23 protein-coding genes are annotated in these 26,990 nt (G+C 69.4%); 13 read left to right on the top strand and 10 right to left on the bottom strand.

Annotation, left to right across the window (positions count from 1 at the left end):
* Positions 1-17 precede the first annotated feature (17 nt).
* The 4 genes from NL115_RS08200 to NL115_RS08185 all read right to left on the bottom strand — a co-directional run bounded on the left by NL115_RS08200 (position 18) and on the right by NL115_RS08185 (position 4,383).
* The gene (locus tag NL115_RS08200) at positions 18-1,472 is read right to left on the bottom strand and encodes an amidohydrolase family protein (protein WP_254832693.1); all 1,455 of its coding nucleotides are present in this window, start codon (positions 1,470-1,472) and stop codon (positions 18-20) included.
* 224 nt (positions 1,473-1,696) lie between these two features.
* A complete protein-coding gene (locus tag NL115_RS08195; RefSeq protein ID WP_254832692.1) occupies positions 1,697-2,404 on the bottom strand; it encodes a class I SAM-dependent methyltransferase in 708 nt (235 codons plus the stop codon).
* Positions 2,405-2,434: 30 nt separating this feature from the next.
* A complete protein-coding gene (locus NL115_RS08190) occupies positions 2,435-2,740 on the bottom strand; it encodes a DUF7562 family protein (protein WP_254832691.1) in 306 nt (101 codons plus the stop codon).
* A 2-nt stretch (positions 2,741-2,742) separates the two neighbouring features.
* A complete protein-coding gene (locus tag NL115_RS08185) occupies positions 2,743-4,383 on the bottom strand; it encodes an NADH-quinone oxidoreductase subunit D (RefSeq protein WP_254832690.1) in 1,641 nt (546 codons plus the stop codon).
* A 207-nt stretch (positions 4,384-4,590) separates the two neighbouring features.
* Between NL115_RS08185 and NL115_RS08180 the strand changes: the two genes are divergently transcribed.
* Positions 4,591-5,247 (top strand): helix-turn-helix domain-containing protein, encoded by a 657-nt coding sequence (locus NL115_RS08180; RefSeq protein WP_254832689.1) that lies wholly within the window; start codon positions 4,591-4,593, stop codon positions 5,245-5,247.
* A gap of 169 nt (positions 5,248-5,416) precedes the next feature.
* On the top strand, positions 5,417-6,328 hold the full coding sequence (locus NL115_RS08175) for an alpha/beta fold hydrolase (RefSeq protein ID WP_254832688.1): 912 nt from the start codon (positions 5,417-5,419) through the stop codon (positions 6,326-6,328).
* Between the two features lie 35 nt (positions 6,329-6,363).
* Here the strand turns inward: NL115_RS08175 and NL115_RS08170 are convergent, their stop codons facing one another.
* Complete coding sequence (locus tag NL115_RS08170; RefSeq protein WP_254832687.1) at positions 6,364-6,804, bottom strand: helix-turn-helix domain-containing protein; 441 nt, start codon at positions 6,802-6,804, stop codon at positions 6,364-6,366.
* Between the two features lies 1 nt (position 6,805).
* A complete protein-coding gene (locus NL115_RS08165; protein ID WP_254832686.1) occupies positions 6,806-7,942 on the bottom strand; it encodes an AAA family ATPase in 1,137 nt (378 codons plus the stop codon).
* 190 nt (positions 7,943-8,132) lie between these two features.
* On the opposite strand from NL115_RS08165, the gene NL115_RS08160 reads away from it, so the two are divergent.
* From NL115_RS08160 to NL115_RS08150, 3 genes are read left to right on the top strand one after another with little or no spacing between them, the layout of a single operon-like run.
* Entirely contained in the window at positions 8,133-8,459 is a 327-nt protein-coding gene (locus NL115_RS08160; RefSeq protein ID WP_254832685.1) for a hypothetical protein, read from the top strand.
* Positions 8,459-8,860: a hypothetical protein gene (locus NL115_RS08155; protein ID WP_254832684.1), complete on the top strand. Its 402-nt coding sequence runs from the start codon at positions 8,459-8,461 to the stop codon at positions 8,858-8,860. The genes NL115_RS08160 and NL115_RS08155 overlap by 1 nt, the downstream gene beginning before the upstream one ends.
* Positions 8,857-10,404: a HesA/MoeB/ThiF family protein gene (locus tag NL115_RS08150; RefSeq protein WP_254832683.1), complete on the top strand. Its 1,548-nt coding sequence runs from the start codon at positions 8,857-8,859 to the stop codon at positions 10,402-10,404. The genes NL115_RS08155 and NL115_RS08150 overlap by 4 nt, the downstream gene beginning before the upstream one ends.
* A 141-nt stretch (positions 10,405-10,545) precedes the next feature.
* Here the strand turns inward: NL115_RS08150 and NL115_RS08145 are convergent, their stop codons facing one another.
* Positions 10,546-11,448 carry a DUF7351 domain-containing protein gene (locus NL115_RS08145; RefSeq protein ID WP_254832682.1) on the bottom strand — a complete coding sequence of 301 codons (903 nt, stop codon included), beginning with the start codon at positions 11,446-11,448 and terminating at the stop codon, positions 10,546-10,548.
* 335 nt (positions 11,449-11,783) lie between these two features.
* Here NL115_RS08145 and NL115_RS08140 point away from each other — a divergent pair, with 335 nt between their 5' ends.
* On the top strand, positions 11,784-12,491 hold the full coding sequence (locus NL115_RS08140) for a queuosine precursor transporter (RefSeq protein ID WP_254832681.1): 708 nt from the start codon (positions 11,784-11,786) through the stop codon (positions 12,489-12,491).
* Between the two features lie 9 nt (positions 12,492-12,500).
* Here NL115_RS08140 and glpK read toward each other — a convergent pair whose 3' ends face one another.
* Positions 12,501-14,054, bottom strand: a complete 1,554-nt coding sequence (gene glpK / locus NL115_RS08135) for a glycerol kinase GlpK (RefSeq protein WP_254832680.1) — start codon at positions 14,052-14,054, stop codon at positions 12,501-12,503.
* A 236-nt stretch (positions 14,055-14,290) separates the two neighbouring features.
* Here glpK and glpA point away from each other — a divergent pair, with 236 nt between their 5' ends.
* The 4 genes from glpA (at position 14,291) to NL115_RS08115 (ending at position 19,582) form a co-directional block, all read left to right on the top strand.
* The gene (gene glpA, locus NL115_RS08130) at positions 14,291-15,967 is read left to right on the top strand and encodes an anaerobic glycerol-3-phosphate dehydrogenase subunit GlpA (protein ID WP_254832679.1); all 1,677 of its coding nucleotides are present in this window, start codon (positions 14,291-14,293) and stop codon (positions 15,965-15,967) included.
* Entirely contained in the window at positions 15,958-17,340 is a 1,383-nt protein-coding gene (gene glpB / locus NL115_RS08125; RefSeq protein WP_254832678.1) for a glycerol-3-phosphate dehydrogenase subunit GlpB, read from the top strand. Before glpA ends, glpB begins: the two co-directional genes overlap by 10 nt.
* Entirely contained in the window at positions 17,337-18,878 is a 1,542-nt protein-coding gene (locus NL115_RS08120) for an anaerobic glycerol-3-phosphate dehydrogenase subunit C (RefSeq protein ID WP_254832677.1), read from the top strand. Before glpB ends, NL115_RS08120 begins: the two co-directional genes overlap by 4 nt.
* Positions 18,879-18,958: 80 nt before the next feature.
* Positions 18,959-19,582, top strand: coding sequence for a helix-hairpin-helix domain-containing protein (locus NL115_RS08115; protein WP_254832676.1), 624 nt, complete (start codon positions 18,959-18,961; stop codon positions 19,580-19,582).
* A gap of 33 nt (positions 19,583-19,615) precedes the next feature.
* On the opposite strand, the gene NL115_RS08110 is transcribed toward NL115_RS08115, so the two are convergent.
* Entirely contained in the window at positions 19,616-21,139 is a 1,524-nt protein-coding gene (locus NL115_RS08110) for a class I adenylate-forming enzyme family protein (protein WP_254832675.1), read from the bottom strand.
* Positions 21,140-21,320: 181 nt separating this feature from the next.
* On the opposite strand from NL115_RS08110, the gene NL115_RS08105 reads away from it, so the two are divergent.
* A complete protein-coding gene (locus NL115_RS08105; protein WP_254832674.1) occupies positions 21,321-22,151 on the top strand; it encodes a crotonase/enoyl-CoA hydratase family protein in 831 nt (276 codons plus the stop codon).
* Between the two features lie 145 nt (positions 22,152-22,296).
* Here the strand turns inward: NL115_RS08105 and NL115_RS08100 are convergent, their stop codons facing one another.
* Positions 22,297-24,240 carry an endonuclease/exonuclease/phosphatase family protein gene (locus NL115_RS08100; RefSeq protein ID WP_254832673.1) on the bottom strand — a complete coding sequence of 648 codons (1,944 nt, stop codon included), beginning with the start codon at positions 24,238-24,240 and terminating at the stop codon, positions 22,297-22,299.
* A 104-nt stretch (positions 24,241-24,344) separates the two neighbouring features.
* Here NL115_RS08100 and NL115_RS08095 point away from each other — a divergent pair, with 104 nt between their 5' ends.
* Positions 24,345-24,731, top strand: a complete 387-nt coding sequence (locus NL115_RS08095) for a DoxX family protein (RefSeq protein WP_254832672.1) — start codon at positions 24,345-24,347, stop codon at positions 24,729-24,731.
* Between the two features lie 218 nt (positions 24,732-24,949).
* Positions 24,950-26,956 carry a sensor histidine kinase gene (locus tag NL115_RS08090; protein WP_254832671.1) on the top strand — a complete coding sequence of 669 codons (2,007 nt, stop codon included), beginning with the start codon at positions 24,950-24,952 and terminating at the stop codon, positions 26,954-26,956.
* Positions 26,957-26,990 lie beyond the last annotated feature (34 nt).

Below are 26,990 nucleotides of genomic sequence, written 5' to 3'. Positions count from 1 at the left end.
TCCGTCCGCTGTCCGACTCACCACAGATGTCGATTGACGACCCCCCGTCCGTACTGCTTCACCGCTCTCAGCAGGGGTCGTGCGGACACACGCCGGAGTATGGACCTGTCCGGCGGCGTACTGCCCGCGAGGGACGTTTCCCAGCCGGTACGCGCCTGGAGCCGGTCGCGTTCTCGGGTTGCGGCTGCGTGAACGCGCTCGACATCCATCGATTCGACCGACCGCTCCTGCATGAGAACCTCGCCGTCGACGACGACCGTCTCGATATCTCCCGCGGTGACGGTATTCATCAGCACGGAGGGGAGATTGCTGTACGGCCGGTGGCGCGGGGTATCGATATCGACGACGACGAGATCGGCGCGCTTCCCGGGTTCGAGACTCCCGACCTGGTCGTCGAGCCCGAGTGCGCGTGCGGCATCGATGGTGAGCATCCTGAGCAGTTCGTACGAGGACCATTGCTGGGCCCCGTATTCGAAGTTCGACAACAGTCGAGCGTGCTTGGCTTCCTGGATGAGGTCCCAGGAATCGAACCAGAACGGGTCGTCCAGGCCGATGACGACGTTCGCGCCGAACTCCCGGAGCGCCGGGAGCGGGAACCAGGCTCGCGCTCCAGCCCGGAAGTAACTGTACACGGTCGGGCAGTGAAGCACGTGTGCGCCGGACTCGGCGACCCGCCGCGCGTCGCCACGGTCGGCATGCAGCAGATGGGTCAGCAGTGTTCGCTCATCGAGGAGGCCGTACCGGTCGAGTAGGTCGAGCGGGTCGTCAGCACCGCTCCCCGCAGCCATCGTGTCGCCCTCGGCAGCGTCGTACAGATGGGTGTGGAGCCGCAGGTCGGGATAGTCGGCCCGGAGTTCGGCCACTCCCTCCCAGAGTTCGCGCGAACAGCCGGCTTCGCCACCCGGCGCGATACTCGCGGTGACACGCCCGTCGTAGGTATCGTGATGAGTTTCGATGAACCGCCGGGCAGCTGTGAGCTGTTCGTCCGCGGACGCCGGGTCGAGAAAGTCCGCGAGCTCCGGTCCGATCACGCCGCGTAATCCGCTCTCGCCGATCGCTTCCGCTCCGAGTTCCGGCGTGAAATCCATCGCGTTGACCGTCGTGACCCCGTGTGTGAGTTGGCGCAGGCAGGCGAGCCGCCACGCGGCGTCGAAGAACGAGTCTCCCAGCGTCGGTTCGGCGGTGTGGTACAACGCGAAGGCCTCTTTGAGCAGTTCATCACCGTCGAGTTCACTGAACAGGCCCTGGACGAGCGCGAAATCGGTGTGGCGGTGGGCGTCGATGAGCCCGGGGATCACGACCTTGCCACTGGCATCGATCACGTGCTCCGCGGCCGCGGCTCGATCCGCAGGCTCGGTCGGTTCGACCGACGAGATGGTTCCGTCCGTCACCCGGATAGAGCCGCGCTCCAGGATCTGGTTCCCGTGATTCACCGTGACGACGATCGCATCGTGAATCAGGAGGTCGGTCATGGTTCGACGTACATGGGGGACCTGCGAAACGGTTTACGGACGGGAACCACGCGCAACCGGACAGCGTCTGCATCCGCCAGGGGCGAGATTCTCGGCATCGCGTCAGGCTTCCCGTGGCGACCACGTGCTCGGGCGGTAGCGCAGGCCCACCGCATCCGGTACGGCTCCCGCCACCAGCAGAAGGCCACTGGCGAGCCATCTCACTGCCCCGGAGCGCAACGCTATCATCGGTCGCCACTCGGGGCCGGGGATATCTCGAAGGTGGTGATGGTCCCGAACAGCCCGGTCGCCGTATCGTCGACCGAGAGGCCTGCCGCTTCGACGACCTCGCGCGGGTCCTGGGTCCAGCGACAGCCCATCTTCGCGTAGTGGGCGTCGGCGCGCCACTCCTGGAACCGGGCGAGCGGCCCCAGGTCACTCCGGCCGTGTTCGACGAGCCGGATCGTCCCGTCCGGCTTGCAGACCCGCTCCATCTCCTGCAGTGCGGCGACCGGGTCCGGGAACGTGCACGTCGAGAGTGCGGAGACGACCGCGTCGAAACTGTCGGCCGGGAACGAGAGGTCCTGTGCGTCCATCTCCCGGAGGGTCCCCTCTCTCCCGAGGTCGGCGAGCTGTGCCTCGGCCGCCGCCAGCATCTCCGGACTGATGTCGATGCCGACGAGCTCGACCGTCTCGGGCAGATACCGGAAGTTCGTCCCGGCGCCACAGGCGACATCCAGCACCTCGCCGTCCACGTCGCCGAACCGGTGGCGCCGGTAGCGACCGGTGATGAGCCGGTCGAGCCATTCGAGCCGACGTATCCCGTCCGCGAACTCGGCGTACGACGTTCTGATCTCCGACACCGACATCGAGCGGTCAGATGCCGGGTCGCTGTCGGGTCGTTGCTCCTCTCGATGGGCTCGTGTCCGTTCCGCGTGGTCTGTCGATGTCATTCTGGTGGGTTGTCTCGTTCGGCTCTCCTGCTACGATTCCGTCGTGCCCGGTTCCGTATCCTCGGTCGCGAACTCGCAGTACCGTTCGAGGAACGTCTTGCGGTCGGTCCGCCCGGCGCCGGCTGCCACGAGCGTCTCCTCGAGTCCGTCGCGGTTCTGATGACAGCACTCGCGGTGGCAGGGCTTGCAGAGGTACTCGAACGCCTTGCCCTCGCGGCTCCAGCGATCGCCGTGTTTGTCGTACTCGCGGGCATCCTCGCGGTCGACCGTGTCGCCACAGGCGATGCAGGTCACCTGCTGGTCGGAGTCATCGGTCCACAGCGTCGAGGTGGTCATCGTCAGCGATCCACCTCCCCCATGATCGTGTCGAGACTCCCGAGGGTCGCAACGAGGTCGGGGACGAACTCGCCCTCGGCCATCGCCGGCAGCGCCGACAGGTTCGAGAACGACGGCCCGCGGATCTTGAACCGTGCCGGGGTCTCGGTACCGTCGGCGCGGATGTAGATTCCGAGTTCGCCCTTGGCACCTTCGACGGCCCTGTAGCACTCGCCGGCGGGCTTCAGCGTCCGCGGAACGTTGGCCTGGCAGGTGCGCTCCGCTTCCGGCCAGTCCGCGAGGCGGTCGATGCACTGGTCGACGATGGCGGCAGACTCCTCGATCTCCCGGAGCCGCACGAGAACGCGGGCGAAGTTGTCACAGCCGTCCTCGGTGACGACGTCCCACTCGAGGCGGTCGTAGTAGCCGTACGGGTCGTCCCGCCGGAGGTCGTAATCGATGCCGGAGCCGCGAGCGACCGGGCCGGTGACACCGTACTGTTTCGCGACCTCCGGCGGCAGCTCGCCGGTGTCGACGGTGCGGATCTGGAAGGCCTCGTTGCTCGTCAGCAGGTCGTGGTACTCGCCGAGCTTGCGCGGCAGGTCGTCGGTGAAGGCGCGTACGTCCTCGAAGAACTCCGCCCGGGGCTGGGGGATGTCCCAGGCGACGCCGCCGACCCGGAAGTAGTTGAACATGAGCCGCTGGCCGGTCAGGTCCTCGAGGAGGTTCTGGACGACATCCCGGTCCCGGAAGCCGTACATGAAGCTCGCGGTGAACTCCCCGCTGACGTCCAGCGCGTACATCGCGACGAACAGCAGGTGCGAGAGGATGCGCGACAGCTCGGCGCTCATCGTCCGGATGACCTGTGCGTACTCGGGGACCTCGATACCGGCCAGGTCCTCGATGACGCGGGCGTAGGCCCACTCGTTGAGCAGACCTGCGCCGCCCCAGTCCCAGCGGTCGGGGTACGGCATGATCTGGTGGCGGTAGGTGCCCTGCTGGCACATCTGCTCCTCACACCGATGGATGTAGCCGATATCCGGTTCGACATCGGCCACCTGTTCGCCGTCCAGAACCACCTCCAGATGGAGCACGCCGTGGGTCGAGGGATGGTGTGGTCCGATGTTGAGGAACATCGTGTCACCCTCCCGACTGTCGTCCTGGATGGGATTGGCGTGCTCGCGCAGCGTCACGACCTGCGACTGACTCTGGTCGTAGTCCGTCCGGAGCGGATGCCCCTGCCACGTCTCCGGGAGCAGGATGCGCCGCAGGTCCGGATGTCCCTCGTACTCGATGCCGACGAGGTCGTAGGCCTCCCGCTCGTGCCACTCGGCCGTCCGGTAGACCGGTGCGGCCGACTCGCTGACCGGGCCGTCCTTCCGGGTCGGGACGACGACCGACAGCTCGCGCGTCCGGTCGTCGTAGCTGGTGAGGTGATACACCGTCTCGAAGCGGTCCTCGTACTCCTGCGCGGTCACACACGAGCAGTGGTCGAGTCCTGCCTCCGAGCGAAGCGCCGAGAGGACGCTGCGGACCCGGTCGCCACGGATTACGACTGCAGGGGCGTTCTCGTGTGATTCATCGCTGACGATGGCGTCGTCGGGGAGGGCTGTGACCGCCTCGTCCGCGAGTCGGTCAGTAGTCGGGCGTTGCTGCTGTTGCATCGTCCACAGAAGCCAGGTCTCGACATAGTCGGGTAGCCGCTCTGCCTCACCAGTGGTGGAATATATATAGCCCATCCCGGAGTCCCCACAGCGAGGTATCCCACCACGAGTGGCTCACCTCGCCGCGTCTCCCGGGGGTCTCGCCTGGTAGCTGGGCGCTGAGACACCGTCCGTGGGAGTTTAACGACACGTACTCCAAGTGGATGTATGCGGTATCTGACGGTGCTGGTCAGACCAGACGGCGACGGTGCATTCCATCCGCTCGGTGGGGCGTTGACGGATGACCCGTCCATCCAGCGGAGAGCCATTCACTACGTCGAACTTCTCGCCGACGACACCGTGCTGCTGTTCGCCGAGGCAAGCGGTAGCCAGGAACGGTACCGGGAGATCATGGAGGAGTCCCCACACGTGATCAGTTACCTCACCGCCGGAGCGGACCGCTGGATGGCGGTGAGCCAGTTCGAGCCGACGGAAACGGTCCGTCGCGCGCTAGAACTGCAGCGGGAGTCACTGCTGGTGATCGATACACCGATACGCTTCACCTCCGAGGATCATCTCAAGGTAACGTATCTGGGAACCGACGAGATATTCCGGAGTATATACGAATATGTCGAAGGAATGGAACATATGTCGGTGGATATCCTCGAAACGGGCGATTACGAGGCCGACGGATTATCGTTCAGCAGGATGATCACCTCCCGGCAGGAAGAGATACTCGAGACAGCAGTCGACCTGGGGTACTACAGTGAACCTCGGCAAGCATCGCTCGAGGACATCAGCGACGTCGTCGGGATTACGCCCGGAACGGTCGGAGAGCACCTTCGGAAGGTCGAAGAGCGCGTGTTCGGCGAGATCGTCCATTGAACCGGGCTGGGACGTCCCTCGCTCGTGGACCGGCCGGATGGGATAAGCGACCACACTGGTGTGGCAGTGCTCGTATTCGGCTACGCAGCGTCTTCTCGCCTACAGCAGGTCACGAACCCATGTACGTCGTACAGATATCGAATCCGGCAGTCCGTTCAATCGAATACCGATGTCAGTCACAGAACCCCTCACCGACACCGATTCGTCGTTACTAGCCGGTCACGATGTAGCATCCACCTATCGTGACATCAACGACATCCGGTTGCATGTCGCGGCCGCAGGCGATGCCGACGCACCGCTGGTCGTCCTGCTGCATGGACATCCCGATTTCTGGTACGGGTGGCGCGACCAGATCGGACCGCTCGTCGACGCCGGCTTCCGTGTGGTCGTCCCGGACCAGCGCGGCTGTAATCTGAGCGACGCCCCCGACGGCATCGATGCGTATCGGCTCTCACGACTCGTCGCAGACATCTCCGAATTGATTCGGAGCGAGGGGCGGGAATCGGCCCACGTCGTCGGGCACGACTTCGGCGGCTTCGTCGCCTGGACCCTCGCCCTCCGCCACCCGTCGATGGTCGACCGGCTCGGAATCTTCAACGTCCCACATCCGACGGTGTATCGGGAGACATTGCGGTCGAGTCTCCAGCAGATCATCCGGAGCTGGTACGTCTGGTTCTATCAACTGCCGAGGCTCCCCGAATGGCTACTGCACCGGAACGGGATGAAGAACATGGTCGACTCCCTCGAGATAACGTCGAACCCCGGCACGTTCGACGACGAGACGATTGCCCGCTACAGGGCTGCCTGGCAGCACACGGGCGTCGAACCCCGCATAAACTGGTATCGTGGGTTCCGTCGGTCGGAGCGTCCATCACGAACCACCGTTCCCCAGCCGACGCTGCTCTGCTGGGGCGAAGCGGACATCGCACTCCTCCCTTCGATGGCCGAACGGAGTATCGACTACTGTGAGAACGGCCGCCTGCGGATGTTCCCTGACGCTTCACACTGGGTACACCACGAAGCTCCCGAGGTAACCGAGGCGCTGGTCCGTCATCTGTCCGAACCGTCCACAGAGGTCTAGACGGACGCAGGCCGAACCGTGACGCCCGACTCCTCCTACGGCGACAGCAGCCGACCCAGTCGCCGGACCGTCCCGGCGAGCAGGCCCGTCTCGCCGTCGCCGTCCTCGTCCACCGCTTCCTCGGACTCCGCCGATTCGGGCTCCTCCGGTTCGGGCTCGCCGACGGCGAGCGCGACGGTCACGCCCTCGTCGCGGCCGACGGTGACGGTGAGTTCGTCGGCCGTCGGCTCCCACTCGCCGTCGCGGTCGGCCACGATGCCGGCCGTGGCGAGTTCCTCCAGCCGGTCGCGGACCTCGCGCATGTCGAGGTTGCAGTGTCGGGCCAGCTCCCCGGTCGAGGCGGCGCCCTCCCGGTAGAGGTAATCGAGCAACCGGAGGCTCAGCCACGAGGTGGCGACGGCAGCCCGGTGGGCCTCGCGGGCGACCGTCTCGTCGTCGAAGAACCGGCGGAGTTCTGTCTCGGAGGGGACGGACATGTTAGCTCTGTGTCAGGTTCGACAGTTCACGGCTGGTCTGTTCGGTCAGTTTGTACTCGATGCCGCGGTCCCCCTCGGTGGCGCGGATGAGGCCCTCCTTCTCCAGTTCGGTCAGTGCCTCCTGGATGTGGTAGGAGCTGGCCTCGAGCGCCTCGGTGATGCCGTTGGCCGTGCTGGGGCCCTGCTCGTCGAGGACCGCGACCACGTCGGCGGCGTGGCCCGAGAGCTGCTCCAGTTTCCGCGAGGTCTCCTCGGCGAGTGTCGCCCGGACGAACTCGAAGTCGAGGACCTCCCGTTCGGCCCGGGCACCGGCCTCGATGACCTCGTTGCACTCGCGGCGGATGTGGCGCGGGTACGGCGTGATGTCCTGGTGGACGAGTTCGATGGCCTCGCGGGTGAACGGCGCGAGGTCGCCCTCGTCGTGGCTGCAGCCGTCGCCGTCGCCCCACTCGCTCTCGCGGCAGTAGTAGCGCAGGCGCTTGTTGACGAGTTCGACCACGCCGTCGATGTCGAGGCCCGAGAGCGTGATCTCGTCGCCGATGCGGTCCGACAGCGGCTCGATACGGCCGTGGATCTGGTCGAGCATGTGGGCGGTGCCGTTGAAGACGAGCACCGGCTCCCAGTTCTCCACGTCGCGCTGGAGGTGGAGGATCTGCCGCAGGGTGCCCTCGCTCCCGTTGATGACCTCGTCGTAGAAGACGACCGTCCGGATGCCGTCCTCGTAGCGCCGTTCCAGCGCATCGGCCACGTCGTCGTACAGCTCCGTGCTGGTGGCCGTGGAGTCGACCGGCTCGCCCAGCTCGTCGAGGATGCGCTTGGCCATCGTCTTGCTGAACCGGCCCTTCTGGACCGCGACGAAGACGGGCTCGTACTCCTCGACCTCCGTCAGCACCTCGTACATCGTCTTCGTCAGGATGGTCTTGCCCGTGCCGAACGGGCCCGTGATGAACGTGTTGACGTTGCGCTGGATGTTCTCTCGGAGCCGCCGGAGTTCGTCCTCGTAGCCGGCGAACAGGCTCGGGTCGGGCCACTTCTCGGCGAACGGGTTCGTCCGGAAGCGGTGGCCGTCCACCTCGTACGGCCAGCTCCCCCCGCTCTCGAACTCCCCCTTGATCTCCGAGACGATGTCGTCGACCATCGGTTACCCCGGACTTCCCGCCCCTGACTCTTGAACGTAGTGGGTGTATCCGGTGCACTGGCTGTATCGACTCGATTGTCGCGGCTGGCCAATCGGCGTAATCGACTCTAACAACTCTAGTAACTATATCAACTCGACTAGCAGTAACTACTATAATGGCGGCATCCGTGCGCCCGGTGTGGTGTCAACCATGGGCGAACTCATCCAGGTCGAGGGCCGTGAGGTGCCGGTCGAGGACGGCACGACGGTTCAGGACCTCAAGGAGCGGCTGGACCGGGACGACGACGAACTGGCGACCTACGAGGAGAACGGCGAGGTGAAGGTGCTCGGCGACCGCGATGTCGTGGCCGACGCCGTCCCGGAGGGAACGAACGTCAGCTTCCAGCCCGGGGAGGGACAGGTCTTCGGACGACCCGGTAGGGACCAAGGCGGTCACGACCGTGGGGGTCGGGAGGTCGGGGGATGGGATGGCCGACCCGACGGGAATCGGGTCGGACGGCCGGTCGGGGGCGTCTGATGAAGCGCGGCCGCGCCTACGAGGAGGCCCGGAAGCTCGGCGAGCGGTACCCGGTCGAGTACAGCGAGGCCGACCGGCGGGTGGTGCTCGAGCGGTTCGACTTCCCGCCGGGCTGGGACCCGCAGTTCGGAAAGCTCCGGTACGAGCTCCCCGACACGTACCCCCGGGACATGCCCACCGTGTACGTCCCGAAGGAGATGTCCTACGAGGGAGGGTCGCCGACCCACCTGCTCACGGGCATCTCGCCGTACGGCGACTCCGACTGGAGCAAGTGGTGTATCGAGGACCACAACGCGAACTGGGACCCGGCGTCGGATACGCTGGTGAAGCTCACGACGATGATGCGGGCGTCGCTGGCGGACCCGTACAGCGACAACCCGTTCGCGGAGGGGTCGGCGTGAGCGACCGCCGTCTGCGCGTCCCGGCACGGGTCGTCCGCGAGCTGCGCGAGGCGCTCCTCCGGGACGACGAACAGGAGCGGTTCGCGTTCGTCGATGCCGGGACCGGCCCGGCATCGGGGCATGGGGAGCCCGACGCCCCAGCCGACGCCGGGGGGTCGGCGGACGCCCCGGACCTGCTCGCCGGCGAGGTGGTCCCGGTGCCGGACGAGCGGCTGGCCCGGCAGTCGAAGACCGCGTGCCGGCCCGAGCCGGCCGTCGAGCGCGACCACGTCGGGGACTGCTACGACCGGCAGCTCGCGCCCATGCTGGTCCACAGCCACCCGTTCTCGGACGACCCGCGCTTCAGCAGCATCGACGTGGAGGCGATGGGGCGGTTCCGCGAGTGGCTGACCGGCCTCTTCCCGGACCGCCCGTTCGGCTTCGCGGTCGTCGGGCAGTCCGGCATCGAGGCGGTGGCGAACGCGGGCGAGCGGTTCGCGGCGCTCCCGGTCGAGGTCGTCGGCGAGTGGAAGCTCGACGACCCGGTCCCGGGGGCGGTCGACCGGTTCGCCCCGACGGACGGCGGCGAGCGCGACGGGGCGACCGCGGATGGTGCCGCGACCGCGAGCAACGGGGATGCACCCACTGCCGACACCGACACGCCGGGGGGCGACGACGGTATCGGCGAGCGCTTCGACCGGAACGTCCGCGCGCTCGGGACCGACGGCCAGCGCCGGCTCCGCGACGCCACGGTCGGTGTCGTCGGCGTCGGGGGCATCGGCTCGCAGGTCGCCGAGCAGTTCGCGCGACTCGGCGTCGGCGAACTCGTCCTCGTCGATCCTGACACGGTCGAGCCGAGCAACCTGCCGCGGCTGGTCGGCGCCTACGACCACCACGTCGGGAAGCCGAAGGTCGAGGCCGTCCGAGAGCACGCCTGGCGGTCCTCGCCGGGCGACATCGACGTGACGGCCATCGCCGAGCCGGTCGAGGCGGTTCCGGAGCGGCTGGCCGACTGCGACCTCGTCGTCGGCTGCGTCGACCGCGTGACCGCCCGCTCGTTCTGCAACGAGTGGGCCGTCAAGCACCTGACCTACTACGTCGACGCCGGGGTCCGCATCGACACGACGGATGAGCAGGTAGTCGGGATGACCGGGTACGTCCACCTGGTGGCGCCCGGGAGCACCGCGTGCTTCGACTGCCTGGGACGTCACGACCAGGAGGCCGCACGCATCGAGCGGCTCTCGCCCGACGAGCGCGAGGCCGAACTCGAACGCGGCTACATCGACACCGAGCAGGTATCGCCCGAGCCGGCGGTCATCCACCTCAACGGGCTCTGTGCCTCGAAGACGGTCTCGGTCGCCACGGACGTGGTGACCGGGGTGAAGACGCCGCCGGATTTCATCCGGTACGAGGACACGGCCCACGAGATGACCGCGCTCACGACCGAGCCCAGCCGCGAGTGCCCCACCTGCGGGGACGGGGGTGTGCTCGGCGTCGGGCAGCGCTCGTTCGGCGACGCACAGTTCACGCCCGAGGACGGCCCCGAGACGGCCACCTCGGACTGAGAGCGACACACACGCTCCTCGAGGGCCGGTTCGGCCCTCGCTCCCGTATCCACGACCGCTCCCTGGCCACCTCCGGCCGGCGGCCGCTGCCGTCCCACGACGAGGCGAATCACTCGCACTGCCGCCCGCAGCGGAGGTGGCTCAGCCGCGGCGCATCTCGGTGTGGAGTACGTCCAGTGACCCGTCGACGACGACATCGATGGCGTCGTCCGCGCAGGTGAACGTCAGTTCGACCTCGAGCGGGTCGGTCGAGCGGACGGTGTCCTCGGCCGCGAAGACATCGCTCCAGCCGGGGGTCTCCCAGACGTTCACGCCCCGCTCGGCGAAGAAGGCCATCACCGGGGGCTGGAACAGCAGCGGCCGCTCTATCGTGCTCAGGATGAACCAGTGACAGTGAGTGCACCAGAACAGCAGCCCCGGGGCGTTCCACCCCTCGGTATCGAGCCGGTCGAGGTGTTCGTGGTCCACATCCAGTTCCACCCGGCCCGAACAGTACGGGCAGAACCCCTGCGACATCGAGCAGAGGTCCATCGTGAAGCGGGTGTTCATCGCCGCCGCGACCTCGGGGGCGTCGGTCTCGTCGAACGGTCCCGGCGGCAGCGGGTACTGGTGCAGCTGGTCGTCACACGAGCGACACTCGATGCTCACGCGCTGGTCGCGGTACGATGCGTGGAGGTGTTCCCCGCAGACATCGTGGGTCGGCTCCAGTTCGAAGGGCGGTATCTCGAGGTCCTTCGCGTAGAACCCCGCCTTCACCGCCTGGTAGGCCTTGAGTCCCCGGAGGGTCAGGTGATAGCCGTCCTCGACGCTGGCGACGTAGTCCGTGTCGACGAGCTGCTGGAGGTGGTAGTTCAGCCGCCCGCTGTCCTCGAGTTCGGTCCCCTCCCAGATATCCGTGAACCGGAGCGTGGCGTATCCTCCCGTCGTACAGGCGTCACCGAGCGTCATGAGGATGAACAGCCGGTGCTCGTTGGCGATGGTCTTCAGCACCTCGTCGGCGGCGGCGAGACTCGGACCGTCGGCGCCGACCGGATTACCCCCCATATGGGGTAGCTACGGCGGCGGCGTAATGACCTTGGGGGACCGTGCGTGTCGGTGGTGGAGGGAGAGGAGAGGGTGGGGAGTGGGGAGTGTGTCGGTGGGGAGAGTGGAGAGTGTGCGGTGGTGGAGGGCCGAAGCGGGAACCGGGGGAAGTTCCCATCCGTGTGACGGGGGGGCTCCGGGATAAGTTTCATCTGAAATCGATTTCACACAGACCCCGATCGGAGCGTATCGAGAGCGCCGCCCCGTCTCCTCTTGGGGCCGCTCGCTCGTCGCGTCCCACCCCGACCCGCCGACGGGTCGAAAGCTCCTTGCTGGTCTCCTCACCACCTGTAGGCGTGACGAACCGAACGCTCCCTGCCGGTGCGGTGGCGCTGGTCGCGCTGTTCGTGACGGCGCTGGTGACCTCGCAGGTGACCGCGGCGAAGCTGATGAGCGTCCCGCTGCCCGTCGGCCTTCCGGTCGTGGGCGCGAGCGTCCTTCTCCCGGGTGGGGCCATCGCCTACCCGCTGACGTTCTTCGCCTCGGACTGCTACGCCGAATTGTACGGCAAGCGCCCGGCCCAGGTGATGGTCAACGTCGCGTTCGGGATGAACTTCATCCTCCTCGCGCTGGTCGCGCTGACGGTCGGGGCGCCCCACGGTGGTGGCGTCCCGCAGGGGATGTTCGCGACGGTCCTGGGGGCGAGCCTGAACATCGTCGTCGGGAGCCTCCTGGCGTACCTGGTGAGTCAGAACTGGGACGTGCTCGTCTTCCACGCGCTGCGCGAGTACACCGACGGCGAGGCGCTGTGGCTCCGCAACATCGGCTCGACCGCGACGAGCCAGGCGCTGGACACGGTCATCTTCGTCGGCCTCGCGTTCTACGTCCTCCCCGGTGCGGGTGTCAACCCGAAACTCGGGCTCTCGCTCGCCGGCGTCGCAGCGCTCATGCTCGGCCAGTACCTCGTGAAGCTCCTCATCGCGCTGGTGGACACGCCGTTCGTCTACCTCGTCGTCGGACTGGTCCGGGGCCGGAACGAGCATCCCGTCCTGGGGCGATACTGAGGAGGGCGGTCACGCCGACCGGTCACGCCCCTCGTCCCGGGCCCAGTCGAGCGACCGCTCGACCGCCTCGCCCCAGCGCTCGTACCTGCGGTCGGCCGTCGCGCGGTCCAGAGAGGGGGTGAACTCGCGGTCGACCTGCCAGTTCTCGCGGAGGTCATCGATACCGTTCCAGTAGCCGACGGCGAGTCCAGCGGCGTACGCTGCACCGAGGGCGGTCGTCTCGTCGACCTCCGGGCGGACGATGTCGGTGCCGATGCTGTCGGCCTGGAGCTGGCAGAGGAAGTTGTTCTTGACCGCGCCGCCGTCGACGCGGAGGCGGCGGATGTCGATGCCGGCGTCGGCCTCCATCGCCTCGACGATGTCCCGGGTCTGGTAGGCGATGGCCTCCAGCGTCGCCCGGACGATGTGGGCCTTCCGCGTCCCGCGGGTCATCCCGACGACGGTCCCGCGGGCGCGGCCGTCCCAGTGGGGGGCGCCGAGCCCGGTGAACGCCGGGACGAGGTAGACACCGTCCGTCGAGTCGACCGACCGCGCGAGCTCCGCGGTCTCGGCCGGGTCCTCGATGAGGTCGATGTCGGACAGCCACTCGATGGCCGCGCCGGTGACGAAGATGGAACCCTCGAGTGCGTACTGGACGGGTTCGCCCGAGCGCTGGAAGCCGACCGTCGTCAGGAGGCCGTGGTCGGAGTCGACGGCCTCGGGCCCCGTGTTCAGCAGGAAGAACGAGCCCGTGCCGTAGGTGTTCTTCGCGTCGCCGGCGTCGAAGCAGCACTGCCCGAACAGCGCGGCCTGCTGGTCGCCCAGCGCACCCGCCACCGGCACCTCGGCGCCGAGGAAACCGTCCGGGTCCGTGTACCCGTAGTACGAGGTGTCGCTGGAGGGGCGGACCTCTGGGAGCGCCGCGCGCGGCACGTCGAACTCCGCCAGCAGCTCGTCGTCCCAGGCCAGGTCGTGGATGTCGAACAGCATCGTCCGCGAGGCGTTCGTCACGTCGGTGACGTGCGCGCCGGTGAGGTTGAAGACGAGCCAGGAGTCGATGGTCCCGAGCAGCAACTCGCCGGCCGCGGCCCGCTCGCGGACGTCGGCCCCGCCGGCGCGGTCCGTCTCGATGGGGTCGGCGTTGTCGAGCAGCCACTCGGCCTTCGTCGCCGAGAAGTAGGCGTCACACTCCAGCCCGGTCTTCTCGCGGAGCCACCCGTCCTTCCCGGCCGCCCGCAGCGCCTCGACGCGGTCGGTCGTCCGGCGGTCCTGCCAGACCAGGGCGCGGTGGACGGGTTCGCCGGTGGCGGCGTCCCACAGCACCGTCGTCTCGCGCTGGTTCGTGATGCCGATACCTGCCAACTGCCCTGCGCCGATGCCGGCCTCGCGGAGTGCGCGCGTGACGACGGCCTTCGTGTTCTCCCAGATCTCGACGGGGTCGTGCTCGACCCAGCCGGGCTCCGGGTAGAACTGTTCGTGCTTCTCGTAGGCGTCGGCGACGACCTGCCCCGCGTCGTCGAAGACCATGAAGCGGGTCCCCGTCGTCCCCTGGTCGACGGCCCCGACGTAGGTGTGCTCCGACATGGTTGCTGTCGAGTGCCTCGCCCTCCGGTGGTATCCAACTATTGGTCGGTGTCGATTATCGACATATCCCGGTCGTTCGGCCCCTATGTAGGCCCCATGACTGTTACATCACCGACCTGGCATCTATTCGAGTATATACTTCCCTGTGCCCGTTCTAGCCGTATTACCCGTTCGAGCACTTCGCGACGCGCGGAACACAGGGCTAAGGCCCGTCGGTCACAACCGTCGGCCAACACGTGAGACGAACGACGGAGGTTCTCGTCGTCGGGGGCGGCTCGACCGGCTGTGGCATCGCCCGGGACCTCGCGACCCGCGGCGTCGATGTCACGCTCGTCGAGAAGGGGAACCTGACCCACGGCACGACCGGCCGGATGCACGGCCTGCTCCACAGCGGCGGCCGCTACGCCGTCGCCGACCGGGCCAGCGCCCGCGAATGCATCGAGGAGAACGACGTCCTCCGGGATATCGCCGCCCACTGCGTGGAGGAGACCGGCGGCCTCTTCGTCAAGCGCCCGGAGGACGAGGAGTCGTACTTCCAGGAGAAGCTGGCGGGCTGTCGAGCCTGCGACATCCCCGCCGAGGTCCTCTCGGGTGCGGAGGCGCGCGAACGTGAACCGTACCTCGCCACCGACATCGAGAAGGCCATCGCGGTGCCGGACGCGGCCATCGACCCGTTCCGGCTCTGCGTCGCGAACGCCGCCGACGCGGCCGACCACGGCGCACGGGTCGCCACACACGCCGAGGTGACCGACGTGCTCGTCGAGGCCAGCGAGGTGGTCGGCGTCGAGGTCCGCCACGGCGACGGTCCTCGCAAGGCGACCACGGAGGTCGGCACGACCGAGCGCATCACGGCCGACCACGTCGTCAACGCGACGGGCGCGTGGGCCGGACAGCTCGGCGCGATGGCCGGCGTCGACATCGCGGTCCGGCCCTCGAAGGGCGTGATGACGGTGATGAACACCCGGCAGGTCGACACGGTCGTCAACCGCTGCCGGCCGAAGGGCGACGCCGACATCGTCGTGCCCCACGAGACGGCCTGCATCCTCGGGACGACCGACGAGGAGGTCGACGACCCCGAGGACTACCCCGAGGAGCGCTGGGAGGTCGACCTGCTGGTCGAGCAACTGGCCGAACTCCTCCCCATCCTCCGTGAGGCCCGCACGCTCCGCTCGTTCTGGGGCGTTCGGCCGCTGTACGAGCCGCCTGGTACGGGGACCGAGGACCCCACCGACATCACGCGGGACTTCTTCCTGCTCGACCACGCCGACCGCGACGGCCTGCCCGGGATGACCAGCATCGTCGGCGGGAAGCTCACGACCTACCGGCTGATGGCCGAGGACATCACCGACCACGTCTGCGAGAAACTCGGTGTCAGCGCGACCTGCCGGACCGCCGACGAGTCCCTGCCCGGCAGTGACGACATCGGCGCCCTCCACGAGCGGATGGACGAGTTCGGCCTCCGGTCGCCGGTCAGCCGACGTTCGGCCCAGCGCCTCGGCTCCCGGACCGACGAGGTGCTCGACACCGACGGCCCGAACCCCGTCGTCTGCGAGTGCGAGGCCGTCACCCGCGCCGAGGTCCGGGACGCCATCGACGGCGCCGGGCGCGACCTCAACGCCGTCCGGCTCCGCACCCGCGCCGCGATGGGGACCTGTCAGGGTGGATTCTGCTGTCACCGGATGGCCGCGGAACTCGAACCCGAGTTCGACGCGAGCGAGGCCCGCGCCTCGCTCGACGAGCTGTACCAGGAGCGCTGGAAGGGCCAGCGCCACGCGTGCTGGGGCGAGCAGCTCTCGCAGGCGATGCTGAACCACATGCTCCACGCGACGACGATGAACCGGGACGGCGACCCGGCGCGGCTCGACGACGACATCGACTTCGGGGCGTTCGACGGAGGGGACGCATGGCCATAGCCAGCGACGTACTGGTCGTGGGGGGCGGCCTCGCCGGCGCCACGGCGGCGCTCGCGGCCGCCCGCGAGGGCGCCGACGTGCGGCTCGTCTCGCACAAGCAGTCGACGCTGTCGCAGGCGTCCGGGCTGGTCGACGCGCTCGGGTACGTGCCGCACACGCGTGCTGAGGCTGACGACGACCCGACGGCGACCCCGACGGCGGGTCGCACCGGAATCCGGGACCGACCGGACCCGGATGGACCGCTCGTCGACCCGTTCGCGGCCGTGGACCGGCTCCCCGAGGGCCACCCCTACCGGCTCGTGGGCACGGACGCGCTCCGCGCCGGGCTGACACTGTTCGACGAGGTCGTCGACGGCTACCGGGGCAGCCACACCGACCGGAACGCGCTCGTCCCGACGTTCGGCGGGACGGTGAAGCCGACCGCGCGCTACCCGGACGCGGTCGCGGCGGGCCTCGCCAGCGACGACCGGCCGATGCTGGTCGTCGGCTTCCGGTCGCTCACCGACTTCGACGCCCGGCAGGTCGCCGCTCGACTGGAAGCGACGGGGGTCCCGTTCCCCGTTGCCGGGGTCGAGGTCGCGTTCCCGGCGGCGTTCCGCGACGACGCGGCGGTGACGCGGTTCGCCCGCGCGCTCGACCGCGACGAGGCTATCGACGGGACGCCCGCGCGCCGCGCGCTGGCGGCCGCCGTGGAACCGCACCTCGACGCCGTCGAGGGGGGTGCCGCCCGCATCGGCTTCCCGGCGTTCCTCGGCGACGACGCGGCGTCCGCGGTCCGCGCGGACCTCGCGGACCACCTCGGCGCCGACGTGTTCGAGATTCCGATGGGACCGCCCAGCCTCCCCGGACTCCGGCTGGAGGACCGCCTCTACGCGGCGCTGGAGGACGCTGGCGTCCGGTACGAGACCGGCAATCCGGTCGTGGGGCGCGAACTGGCCGATGGGGCCGACGGCAGGGACGGCGCGAGCGGCCGCGTCGAATCGCTCCTGGTCGACCGGATGGGAACGGAGGTGCCCTACGCCGCCGAGGCGGTCGTCCTCGCGACGGGTGGGCTGGTCGGCAAGGGCATCCACTCGGACCGCGAGGGCGTCCGCGAACCCGTTCTCGGCTGTCACGTCCCGCATCCCGCGGAGCGCTACGAGTGGTACGTCGACGACGCCCTCGGCGACCAGCCGTACGCCCGGTTCGGCGTCGACGCCGACGACCGGCTCCGGCCGCTCGACGCCGACGGCGCGGTGCAGTTCCCGAACGTCCGCGTCGCCGGGGCGACGCTGGGCGGCGCGGACGTGGCCCGCGAGAAATCCGCGAGCGGCGTCTCGCTCGCGACCGGCCTGGTCGCCGGGCGCGAGGCCGCTGCGGAGGTGGCACGATGACAGGACACGACGATTCCGACCCGGAGGACGAGGAGCACCACCCGGCACCGGGCGTCCCGCGCCTCGGTCGCGACGAGCAGGAAGCCGTCTACGGCCCCGACGACATCGTCGACCCGCCCGAGGCGGGCATCGACCCGGTGACGCGGGCGACCGGCCCGACCCCTGACGAGGGTACGGACATCGCCGCCGACGGCGGTACCTCCGCGTCCGACGGCGGCGGGGAGCCGAGCGAAGTGAGGCGAGCCTCGTCAGAGCCTCGCTCTGACGGTGACCTCGACCCCGCGAACTACGACGCCGTCGACGTGTTCGACACGGGGGCGCTGGACCTGCGGGACGGCTCGGACGCCTGCTACAAGTGTACCTCCTGCGATACCTCCTGCCCGGTCGCGGAGGTCGACGACTCGTTCCCCGGCCCGAAGTTCCAGGGTCCGGAGCAGTGGCGGCTCAAGCGCAAGGAGGACGCCGATATCGACCCCTCCATCACGGACTGCTCGAACTGCATGCGCTGTGACTCGGCCTGCCCGTCGTCGGTGCCGCTCTCGCAGATGCACAACGAGGCCCGCGGCGAGTACGTCGACGAACAGATGGCGAAGCTCTCCCGGGAGTACGTCCGCAACCGCATCCTCTCGAACTACCGCTTCTTCGCCGCGCTCGCGAGCAAGACGCCGCGGCTCGCGAACTTCGTGACGGGACTCTCGGTCACGCAGTGGGCCGGCGAGAAACTGCTCGGCATCACGAGCGAACGGGAGTTCCCCGACTTCGCCGAGGAGACGTTCCGGGAGTGGTGGCGCGACCGCGGCGGCGCGCAGGTCAGCGACCCCGACAAGCGGGTCGCCTACTTCCACGGCTGCTACTCGAACTACAACACGCCCGAGGTGGGCAAGGCGATGGTCCGCGTCTACGAGGCGTTCGGCTACGAGGTGATGGTCCCGCCCCAGCAGTGCTCGGGGACGCCGATGTTCGCCAACGGGATGCTGGCCGACGCGCGCCGGCACGCCGAGACGAACGTCGAGGAACTCGTCGCCGCCATCGGCGAGGGCGCCGACGTCATCGCCTCCTGTACCTCCTGTTCGCTCTCGCTCCGCCAGGAGTACCCCGAACTGTTCGACCTCCACGGCATCGAGGACGTGGCCGAACACACCTTCGAGGCGCTGGAGTACCTCCGCATCCACGAGGACCTGGGCGGTGCGCTGGCCGACGCCGAACTCGACGGGGAGTCGCTCGCCTACCACGCGCCCTGTCACGCCCGGAACCAGGGGCTCGCACGGCAGGCTCGCGAGACGTTCGCCGACGTGGACGGCGTCACCGTCGAGGACGTGGGCGACTCCTGTTCGGGCATCTCGGGAACGTACGGCTGGAAGGAAGAGAAGTACGAGACCTCGATGGCTATCGGCGCGGAGATGTTCGAGCACATGGCGGACGTGGAGGGCGACGTGGGGCTGACCGAGTGCCCCACCTGCGCGATGCAGATGGAGCACGGCACGGGCTACGAGGTGAAGCACCCGCTGCAGGTGCTGGAGGCGGCCGTCGTCGGCTGAGCGGTCGCCGCGGCGGGTTCAACCCGCCTGTAACTGCCGGAACACGGCTCAAGGTGCTGGAGCACGTACCTCGTGGTACCATGAGCGAAGCATCCACCCCGTTCGGGTCGCTGTTCAGCACCCAGCGACGACTCGTCGACAGCACCATCGAGACACAGCGCAACCTCCACCGGCAGGGGCTCGACCTGACCCGGCGCTCCACGAAGGCGCTCGCCGGCGTCGTCCCCGACGACGAGGCGCCGGGCCGCGTCGACGACCTGTTCGACGACATCGAGTCGACCCAGGATGACCTGTTCGACGGCATCCAGGACGCGCTCGGCAGCGGCATCGACCGCACCGAGGAGACGGCCGAGGACCTCGAGGAGGACCTCGAGACGGCTGCCGAGGAGGTCGGCGATGCCGCCGAGGACGTGGCCGAGACGACCGAGGAGGCCACCGAGGACGTGACCGACACGACGGAGGAGGCAGCCGAGGACGTCCAGGAGACGCTGGAGACGGCCGCCGAGGACGTCGGCGATGCGCTGGAGGCCTCCGTCGACGCCATCGACGGCATCGGCCCGACGTACGCCGAGCGCCTGGCCGACGCCGGCATCGAGACGGTCGGCGACCTCGCGGACGCGAGCGCCGACGCGGTCGCCGAGGCAGCCGAGATCAGCGAGGAGCGTGCGAGCGAGCTGGTCGAGCGGGCACAGGAGCAGGCCTGACGCGCCGGTCGACCGACTCGCGTCTCCTTCTGGCTACTCCTCGAGCCGTTCTTTCAGCGTGACCTTGTCCACCTTCTGGGTCGCCGTCCGCGGGAACTCCTCGACGAACTCCACCCGGCGAGGGCGCTTGTATCCCGCGAGCCCGGCATGTTCGTTCCACCAGTCCTCGATATCGGCCGCGGTCAGGTCCGGGTCGGAGGCGACGATGGCCGCCGTGACCGCCTCACCCCATCGCTCGTGGGGGGCCCCGAATACGGCGACCGCTTCGACGCCGGGGTGTTCCTGGAGCGCGTTCTCGACCTCGCTCGGGGCCACGTTCTCGCCACCGCTGATTATCATGTCGTCGGCCCGGTCGACGTAGTACAGCAGACCGTCCTCGTCCTCCCGGACGACGTCGTCGGTGTGGAGCCAGCCGTCGGTGAAGTAGTCCGCGTCCAGCGACTCGTCCCAGTAGCCCGGCGTGATGATGTCGCCCCGGAGGACCAGTTCGCCCTCCTCGTTCGGGCCCACGTCGACCAGTTCGTCGGCGGTCACGTCGACGACCCGGTACTCCACAGCCTGGACGGGTCGCCCGAGTAGACCGGGCCGGCGCTCCGTGTCGGCATCGTACGTGACGCTGAGGCCGGTGTTCTCGGTCTGGCCGTAGTAGTTGTGGAGCGCCCCCACCTCGAAGACCTCCTGGAACGTGTCGAGCGTCTCCTCGGTCGCGGGCGACCCGCCGTACACCGCCCGCTCCAGCGACGAGGTGTCGTACTCCCGGGCGGCCTCGGTGTTGAGCGCGTCGAGCATCATCGTCGGGATGAGTCCGGTGAACGTGGCCCCGTGTGCGTCGACGAGGTCGGCCCACTCCGTGGCGTCCCACGCAGGCTGGACGACGATGGTTCCACCCGCCAGCAGCACCGGCAGCGCCCCGCCGTACAGGCCACCGACGTGGAACAGCGGAACCGCGACGACCGACGTATCCGCCCGCGTGACGCCGAAGGCAGTGACGTTGACATCTAGCTGTGCCCCGACGTTCCGGTGGGTCTGGACGACCCCCTTCGGCCGGCCCGTCGTCCCGGAGGTGTACATCACGACCGCCGGCTCGTCGTCGAGACGGCGGGCGGGGTCGGGCGCGGCGTCGGCGGCGGGCAGGTCGTCCGCCTGGAAGGCCCCGTCGCGCTCGACGAGGAGGGTGTTCGACGGGTCGAGCCCGTCGACCTCGTCGTGGAGGTCGTCGATGGTGTCGGCGAACGCGTCCGAACCCAGCAGCGCCGCCGGCTCCAGGTCGCCGAGCGTGTACGCCAGTTCGTCGACGCCGAACCGGGTGTTGATGGGGCTCGCGATGGCCCCGGCCCGCCAGATGCCCAGCACGACCGGCAGGTACGTCGCCGTATCCGGTAGATACACTGCGACCCGGTCACCCCCGCCGAGTCCCTGCGCGTCGAGCCACGCCGCAACCTGTCGGGTCTGTCGGTCGAGGTCGCCGTAGGTCACCTCGGCCCCGCCGGCGTCGACGATGGCCGTCTTCTCGGGCTGCTCCCCCATCCGGTGCTGGAATCTCACAGCGACGTTCATACCACTACGTGTGCTACCAGCACACAGTTAAAATTTGCCGGTAAAATACCGGCGGAGATACGAAAACAGTTGTCGGTTGCTGGATGCTGACGGTTAACTCCGGAGCACCAGTCCCGGAATCTGGTGAACACTGTTACCTTCGACGGTAGATTCAACCCGCCGGTATGTCTCGGGTCCGAGTATGGGTACCACGGTCCAGTACGAGACGGACGGGCGGGTCGCGACGCTGACACTCGACCGGGCGGAGCGGTACAACGCCATCGACGAGTCGATGCCGGGAGAGTTGCGCGAGGCCGTCGAGCGGGCCGATTCCGACCCCGATATCCACGTCATCGTCCTCACGGGCGCCGGCGAGGCGTTCTGTTCGGGCTACGACCTGAAGCACTACGCCGAGGCCCCGCGGCCGGTGCAGGGGAGCCAGGAGATGCCCTGGGACCCGATGCAGGACTATCGGATGATGAAGTCGAACACGGAGGACTTCATGAGCCTCTGGCGGTGCTACACGCCGGTCATCGCGAAGGTGAACGGGCCGGCCGTCGCCGGCGGGAGCGACATCGCGCTCTGTGCCGACCTCATCGTGATGGCCGAGGACGCCCCCATCGGCTACCCACCGGCGCGGGTCTGGGGCTGTCCGACGACGATGATGTGGGTGTACCGGCTGGGGCCGGCCGACGCCAAACGGATGCTGTTCACCGGCGACCTCGTCGACGGCACGGAAGCGGCCGAGATGGGGCTCGTCTACGAGGCGGTGCCGGGCGACGACCTCGACGACCGCGTCGACGCGCTGGCCCGCCGCATCGCCGGCGTTCCGCGGAACCAGCTGATGATGCAGAAGCTCGCCATCAACCAGGCCTACGAGAACATGGGGCTCGAGACGACCCAGATGTTCGCCACCATCTTCGACGGGATGACCCGCCACACGCCGGAGGGGGTCGCGTTCAAGGAGCGCTGCGAGGCGGTCGGCTTCAAGCAGGCCGTCGCCGAGCGCGACCGCGGCGAACTGTTCGACTGAGCAGTTACCCGCCGCCCCGCTCACCCCCCGGCTGCGGCGCTCCCCACGGGCGGGCCATCCTAGCACCCACGCGCCCTGCTCTGATACGTGTCGCCCGCGGGCGTGCCGGTGGTGGGATGGCCACCAGCGGCCGGGCCCACACGGGTCACTCCGGCGGGCGCGTCAGCCGGACCGAGACCCCGAGGTGGTCGGACACCGACGGGCTCCCGACCACCGTCCCGCGCTCGTGGGCCCAGTCCCGGCCGACGAGGGCGTAGTCGATGCGTTTCCGCGGGTCGCTCGCGCTGTAGGTGTCGCCCTCGCTCCCGACGCCGGCCCACGGGTCCGCGAAGGCGTCGGTCAGGACCGCGTACGGCCGTTCGTCGGGTGTCGCGTTGAAATCACCCAGCACGAGCGCCCGGGCCGGGTCGCCCGTCTCGCGGGCCAGTTCGACCACGCGCTCGGCCTGCTCGACCCGGACCGCGCCCTCGGTCTCCAGGTGCGCCACGACGACCGGGAGGTCGCCGAGCGGCGATTCGACGACCGCCGCCAGCGCGACCCGGGTTGCGGTGTCGGTCGATGGGAGGACGACCCACCGTTCCTCGCGGATGGGCCACCGTGACAGCAGCGCGACCCCGTAGCTCGCGATGCGCGTCGGCGGGCCGGCGGCGGCGTGCAGGTCGAGCTCGCGTGCCAGCCAGCGCACGCCGTCGAGCCCGCCGGCCGTGAGCCGCCCACCGGCAGTCTCCTGCAGGCCGACGATGCCGGCGTCCGCCTCCGCGAGGAGGTCCCGCACCGATTCGAGGTTGTGGCGACCGCGTGCGTCGATGTACTGGTGGATGTTGAACGACAGGGCTGTCACCGAATCCGCCGCCGGGACCTCGTCCGAGGGCGTCACTCGCCGGGCGGCGGCTCCGCCGAGTCCCAGCAGGCCCAGACCGGCGGCGGTCAGGAGGGCGCGGCGGCCGCCCGCCACCGGCTCGCGCGATGGTTCCGTGGCCGGGGCAGGGTCGACCCGGTCGGCCGCCGCGGTGCGCTCGCGGAGCAGGACCGCACCGGGGAGCATCGCTCCAAGGGTGAGGAGCAGCTGGGCCTGCCACCCCCGGACGAGCGGGCCGACGCCGGGGACGAACGCCCAGTTCATCGCCAGCACCACCGTCACCGTCAGCACCAGCCCGACCGCCTGCACGCCGGCGACGCCGAGGCCCGTCCGACGGGCCGTCGTGGTCCCCGCCCGGCAGCCACGGGCACACAGCAGGACCGTCGCGGCGGCCGCCGGGAGCGCCGCCACGCCCGGTCCCGGGCCGAACAGCAGCGCCGCGAGCCCGAGGAGGAGGGCGACACTCCACGCGACCGTCGCCCGGCGGCCGGGGGCGCCACGGCGCGCCACCCACGCTGCGCCGGCGACCAGTCCCAGCGTCGTCGCCGCCAGCACGACCAGTAGCGAGCGACCGGTCCACAGGCTCACACGCGGCGCCAGCCCGAGGAAGGTCGCCTGTACGAACAGGAACGCTGTCGCCGTCGCGCCGCCGGGTGCCGCGAGCGCCGTCGCGTCTGGCGGTGACTCGCGGGTCACCAGCCACCAGGCCGCGAGCGTCACGAGCGCGAGCGCGACCAGCAGTCCTCGCCCGAGCGGCGTCGCGTACGGCGGGGCCGTGTCCAGCACCGCGCGGAGGGCGCCGTGGGTCAGGACGCCGAGCGCGGCGGCGACGGCGAACCGCTCGCGCAGGTCACCGGCGAGCGCGACCAGCGGCGGCGTCGTGGCCGAGAGGAAGACGACCGCCCCGGCCAGCGAGACGAGCGTCCCGCCGACGAGCGAGAGGCCGAGGCCGCCGAGCGCGACGGCCACGGTCGCGTGCCACGCCACCGGTCGGTCCGCGACGCGGGCGACGACGGGCACCGTCCAGCCGGTCACCAGCGCCAGGGCCAGCAGGCCGGTGACGTTCGGGCCCGCCGTCGAGAAGTTGAGGACGAAGACCCGGTTGAGCGCCCGCAGGAACGCCACGAGCCAGAGTGCGGTCAGGAGCCCGGCGGCGGCGGTGCGCGCGGCGCGCGAGTCTCGTCGGGGGTCCGTTCCGACGGCGCCCCGCCGGGTCGAGCGGTCTCCCATGTCTCCGGCCGTCGTGGGCGGGGCGCTAAAACCCACGTGGCGGGTGGCCCCGCCTCCCGACGGCGCCCCGCCGATTTATCCCCGATGCGGGCGTGGATACGGGCATGCCAGACGACAGCGGCGACGAGGGCGCACCGTTCGGTATCGGTCGGGTGCTGTTCGGCCTGGGGATGGCGCTGCAGGCCTCCGAGGACTTCCGCGACATGGAGGACACCGTCGAGTACGCGGAGTCGGCGGGCGTGCCGATGCCGGAACTCGCGGCCCCGTTCGCCTCCGGGATGATGCTCGTGAGCGGACTGATGGTCGCGCTCTGGAAGAAGCCGAAACTGTCGACGGGGGCCGTAACGACCTTCCTGGCGGTGGTCACGCTGACGATGCACGACTTCTGGAACGCCGACGAGGACAGCCGCGACGGTGAGCGCCTCGCCTTCTGGGGCAACCTCGCCATGTTCGGCGGCGCACTGGCGTTCCTGCGCGAGGCCTGGCGGTAGGGGTCGCGACGGCCACCGGGATTGTCAGCGGATTGCTGGCGTTATCTGATAATATTTCGATTTTATCTAGTATATGAACATCTCTGGATTTAGTCCCAGCTCCGAGCAGAAATACTACGGACTGGACACCGGCGACGCCCCGGCCTTCCTCGGTCTCGACGCGACCACGGACCCCATCACACCTATGTGGAACTCCCTCGTGTCTGTGATACCGAACGATGACCGACCGAGCCCAGGCGGACGAACGGTACGCCCTGTTGCGGTGGTTCACGCAGGTCTCGGCGGTCGGCGCGGGCGGGCTCTGTACGCGGTGTGTGCGGACGGACCAGTTCACCGCGGCCAGCGTCGTCGAGTGGGGGTCCGAGGGGTGGTCCGAGGTCGCGAGCGCCGGTGACCGGCTGCCGGACGACCTGCTCGCGGCGACCGTCTCCCGGGCGGTGGAGATGGGGGACGTGACGGCCCGGCACCACGGTGGCGTGGGGGTCGCCGCCGTCCCGCTGCCGGGGCTGGGTCGGCTGGCGCTCGTGCTCGGTACCGACCAGCCGAGCGGGTTCGACACGGCTGCCCGGTCGTTCCTCCGCGAGCTGGGGGACGCCGCCGCCGCGGTCCTGTCACGTGACGGCCAGTCGCCGGTGCCGTCCGGTGGCCCCGCGGCGGGTGACGGGGCGGGCACCGGCGCGTCGCTGCCCGAGTCGGCCACGCAGAGGGCCGACACCGGGACCGATGACCGGCACCGGAAGCTCCGGGCGTTGCAGACCACCGCCGAGTCGCTGCTCCGGGCCCAGTCGGAATCGGAGATCGCCCGGGTCGCCGTCGAGACGGCCCGGACGGTGCTCGACTGTCCCGTCACGGGCATCTGGCTCTACGACGACGAGACCGACCGGCTGGAGCCCGCGGCCGTCACCGACGAGGGGCGCGAACTGCTGGGCGAGCCCGTCAGTTTCGAGCGGGGCGAGAGCCTCGCGTGGAAGGCGTTCGAGTCCGGCGATATCGGTCAGTACGACGACGTGGGCGAGGTCGAGGGGGCCTACAACCCCTCGACGCCCATCCGCTCGGAGCTCGACGTCCCCATCGGACGGTACGGCGTGCTCACGACGGCGACCACGCGGGTGGCCGAGTTCACCGCGGTCGACCTCGACCTGCTCCGCATCCTCGCCTCGAACACGGAGGCCGTGCTGGACCGGGCAGCCCGGGAACACGAGACCGAGCGCTACCGCGAGATGGTCGAGGCGGCGAGCGACCCCATCTGGGCCGTCGACACCGCGGGGACCCTGACGGAGGTCAACCAGCGGTTCGTCGACCTGTCGGGCTACCGCCGGTCGGAGCTGGTCGGCGCGGACACCTCGCTCGCGTTCTCCGGGGCGCTGGCCCAGCAGATTCAGGTGCGGATGCGGACGCTCCAGGACGAGGCGGCGGACTCGACGACCTTCCAGGAGTCGTTCCGCATCGGCGGCGGCGAGCAGCGCGAGTACCGGGTCAACGTCTCGTCGCTGTACGAGGCCGAGGCGTTCGCGGGGGCCGTCTTCGTCGCCCACGACGTGACCGAACTCCGGCGCCACGAGCAGCTGCTCTCGGTGTTCAACCGCGTCCTGCGCCACAACCTCCGCAACCAGCTGTCCATCGTCCTCGGGAACGTCGACGACCTCACCGAGCACGACGACGGAAGTGTCGTGACGGCGGCGACGGCGGCGAGCAAGGCGGCCCGGAACCTGCTCACGCTCAGCGAGAAGACACGGCGCTTCGGCGCCGTGACGGACCCGGACGGCGTCGAGGTCACCGGGATGGACGTCACAGCTGAAGTCCGGCAGGCCGTCGCGCACGCCCGCGAGCAGTTCCCCGGGGCGACCATCGAGACGTCGCTTCCCGAGGTGGCGTGGGCGCGCTCGCACGGCCTCCTCGGGGTCGCCGTCGAGGAACTCGTCGAGAACGCCATCGAGCACAACGACCGCGACCCCGAGGTGTCGGTCTCGGTCGGCGACGCGCCGGACGACGGGACCGTCGAGCTACGCGTCGCGGACAACGGCCCCGGCCTCCCGGAGATGGAGCGCCGCGTCATCGAGCAGGGGCTGGAGACGCCGCTGATGCACGCCTCGCGGCTCGGCCTCTGGATGGTCCGCTGGACCGCCAGCACCTCCGGTGGCGAGACCGCCATCGAGGAGAACGACCCTCGCGGCACCGTCTTCGTCCTCCGGCTCCCACGGGCCAACCCGCCGGCCGACGAGTAGGCTGCCGCGCGGTCGTGCGCGCTTCCGGGCCCAG

The organism is Haloglomus salinum, from assembly GCF_024298825.1.
Classification (GTDB): Archaea; Halobacteriota; Halobacteria; order Halobacteriales; family Haloarculaceae; genus Haloglomus; species Haloglomus salinum.
Note: the sequence above shows the minus strand (reverse complement) of the source record. Positions and strands in the feature narration are given on the sequence as shown.

Bases quoted from the DNA above. Each gene is read 5' to 3' on its own strand.
- NL115_RS08200 (WP_254832693.1), bottom strand. From the start codon at position 1,472: ATGACCGACCTCCTGATTCACGATGCGATCGTCGTCACGGTGAATCAC.
- NL115_RS08195 (WP_254832692.1), bottom strand. From the start codon at position 2,404: ATGACATCGACAGACCACGCGGAACGGACACGAGCCCATCGAGAGGAG.
- NL115_RS08190 (WP_254832691.1), bottom strand. From the start codon at position 2,740: ATGACCACCTCGACGCTGTGGACCGATGACTCCGACCAGCAGGTGACC.
- NL115_RS08185 (WP_254832690.1), bottom strand. From the start codon at position 4,383: ATGCAACAGCAGCAACGCCCGACTACTGACCGACTCGCGGACGAGGCG.
- NL115_RS08180 (WP_254832689.1), top strand. From the start codon at position 4,591: ATGCGGTATCTGACGGTGCTGGTCAGACCAGACGGCGACGGTGCATTC.
- NL115_RS08175 (WP_254832688.1), top strand. From the start codon at position 5,417: ATGTCAGTCACAGAACCCCTCACCGACACCGATTCGTCGTTACTAGCC.
- NL115_RS08170 (WP_254832687.1), bottom strand. From the start codon at position 6,804: ATGTCCGTCCCCTCCGAGACAGAACTCCGCCGGTTCTTCGACGACGAG.
- NL115_RS08165 (WP_254832686.1), bottom strand. From the start codon at position 7,942: ATGGTCGACGACATCGTCTCGGAGATCAAGGGGGAGTTCGAGAGCGGG.
- NL115_RS08160 (WP_254832685.1), top strand. From the start codon at position 8,133: ATGGGCGAACTCATCCAGGTCGAGGGCCGTGAGGTGCCGGTCGAGGAC.
- NL115_RS08155 (WP_254832684.1), top strand. From the start codon at position 8,459: ATGAAGCGCGGCCGCGCCTACGAGGAGGCCCGGAAGCTCGGCGAGCGG.
- NL115_RS08145 (WP_254832682.1), bottom strand. From the start codon at position 11,448: ATGGGGGGTAATCCGGTCGGCGCCGACGGTCCGAGTCTCGCCGCCGCC.
- glpK (WP_254832680.1), bottom strand. From the start codon at position 14,054: ATGTCGGAGCACACCTACGTCGGGGCCGTCGACCAGGGGACGACGGGG.
- glpB (WP_254832678.1), top strand. From the start codon at position 15,958: ATGGCCATAGCCAGCGACGTACTGGTCGTGGGGGGCGGCCTCGCCGGC.
- NL115_RS08120 (WP_254832677.1), top strand. From the start codon at position 17,337: ATGACAGGACACGACGATTCCGACCCGGAGGACGAGGAGCACCACCCG.
- NL115_RS08115 (WP_254832676.1), top strand. From the start codon at position 18,959: ATGAGCGAAGCATCCACCCCGTTCGGGTCGCTGTTCAGCACCCAGCGA.
- NL115_RS08110 (WP_254832675.1), bottom strand. From the start codon at position 21,139: ATGAACGTCGCTGTGAGATTCCAGCACCGGATGGGGGAGCAGCCCGAG.
- NL115_RS08105 (WP_254832674.1), top strand. From the start codon at position 21,321: ATGGGTACCACGGTCCAGTACGAGACGGACGGGCGGGTCGCGACGCTG.
- NL115_RS08100 (WP_254832673.1), bottom strand. From the start codon at position 24,240: ATGGGAGACCGCTCGACCCGGCGGGGCGCCGTCGGAACGGACCCCCGA.
- NL115_RS08095 (WP_254832672.1), top strand. From the start codon at position 24,345: ATGCCAGACGACAGCGGCGACGAGGGCGCACCGTTCGGTATCGGTCGG.
- NL115_RS08090 (WP_254832671.1), top strand. From the start codon at position 24,950: ATGACCGACCGAGCCCAGGCGGACGAACGGTACGCCCTGTTGCGGTGG.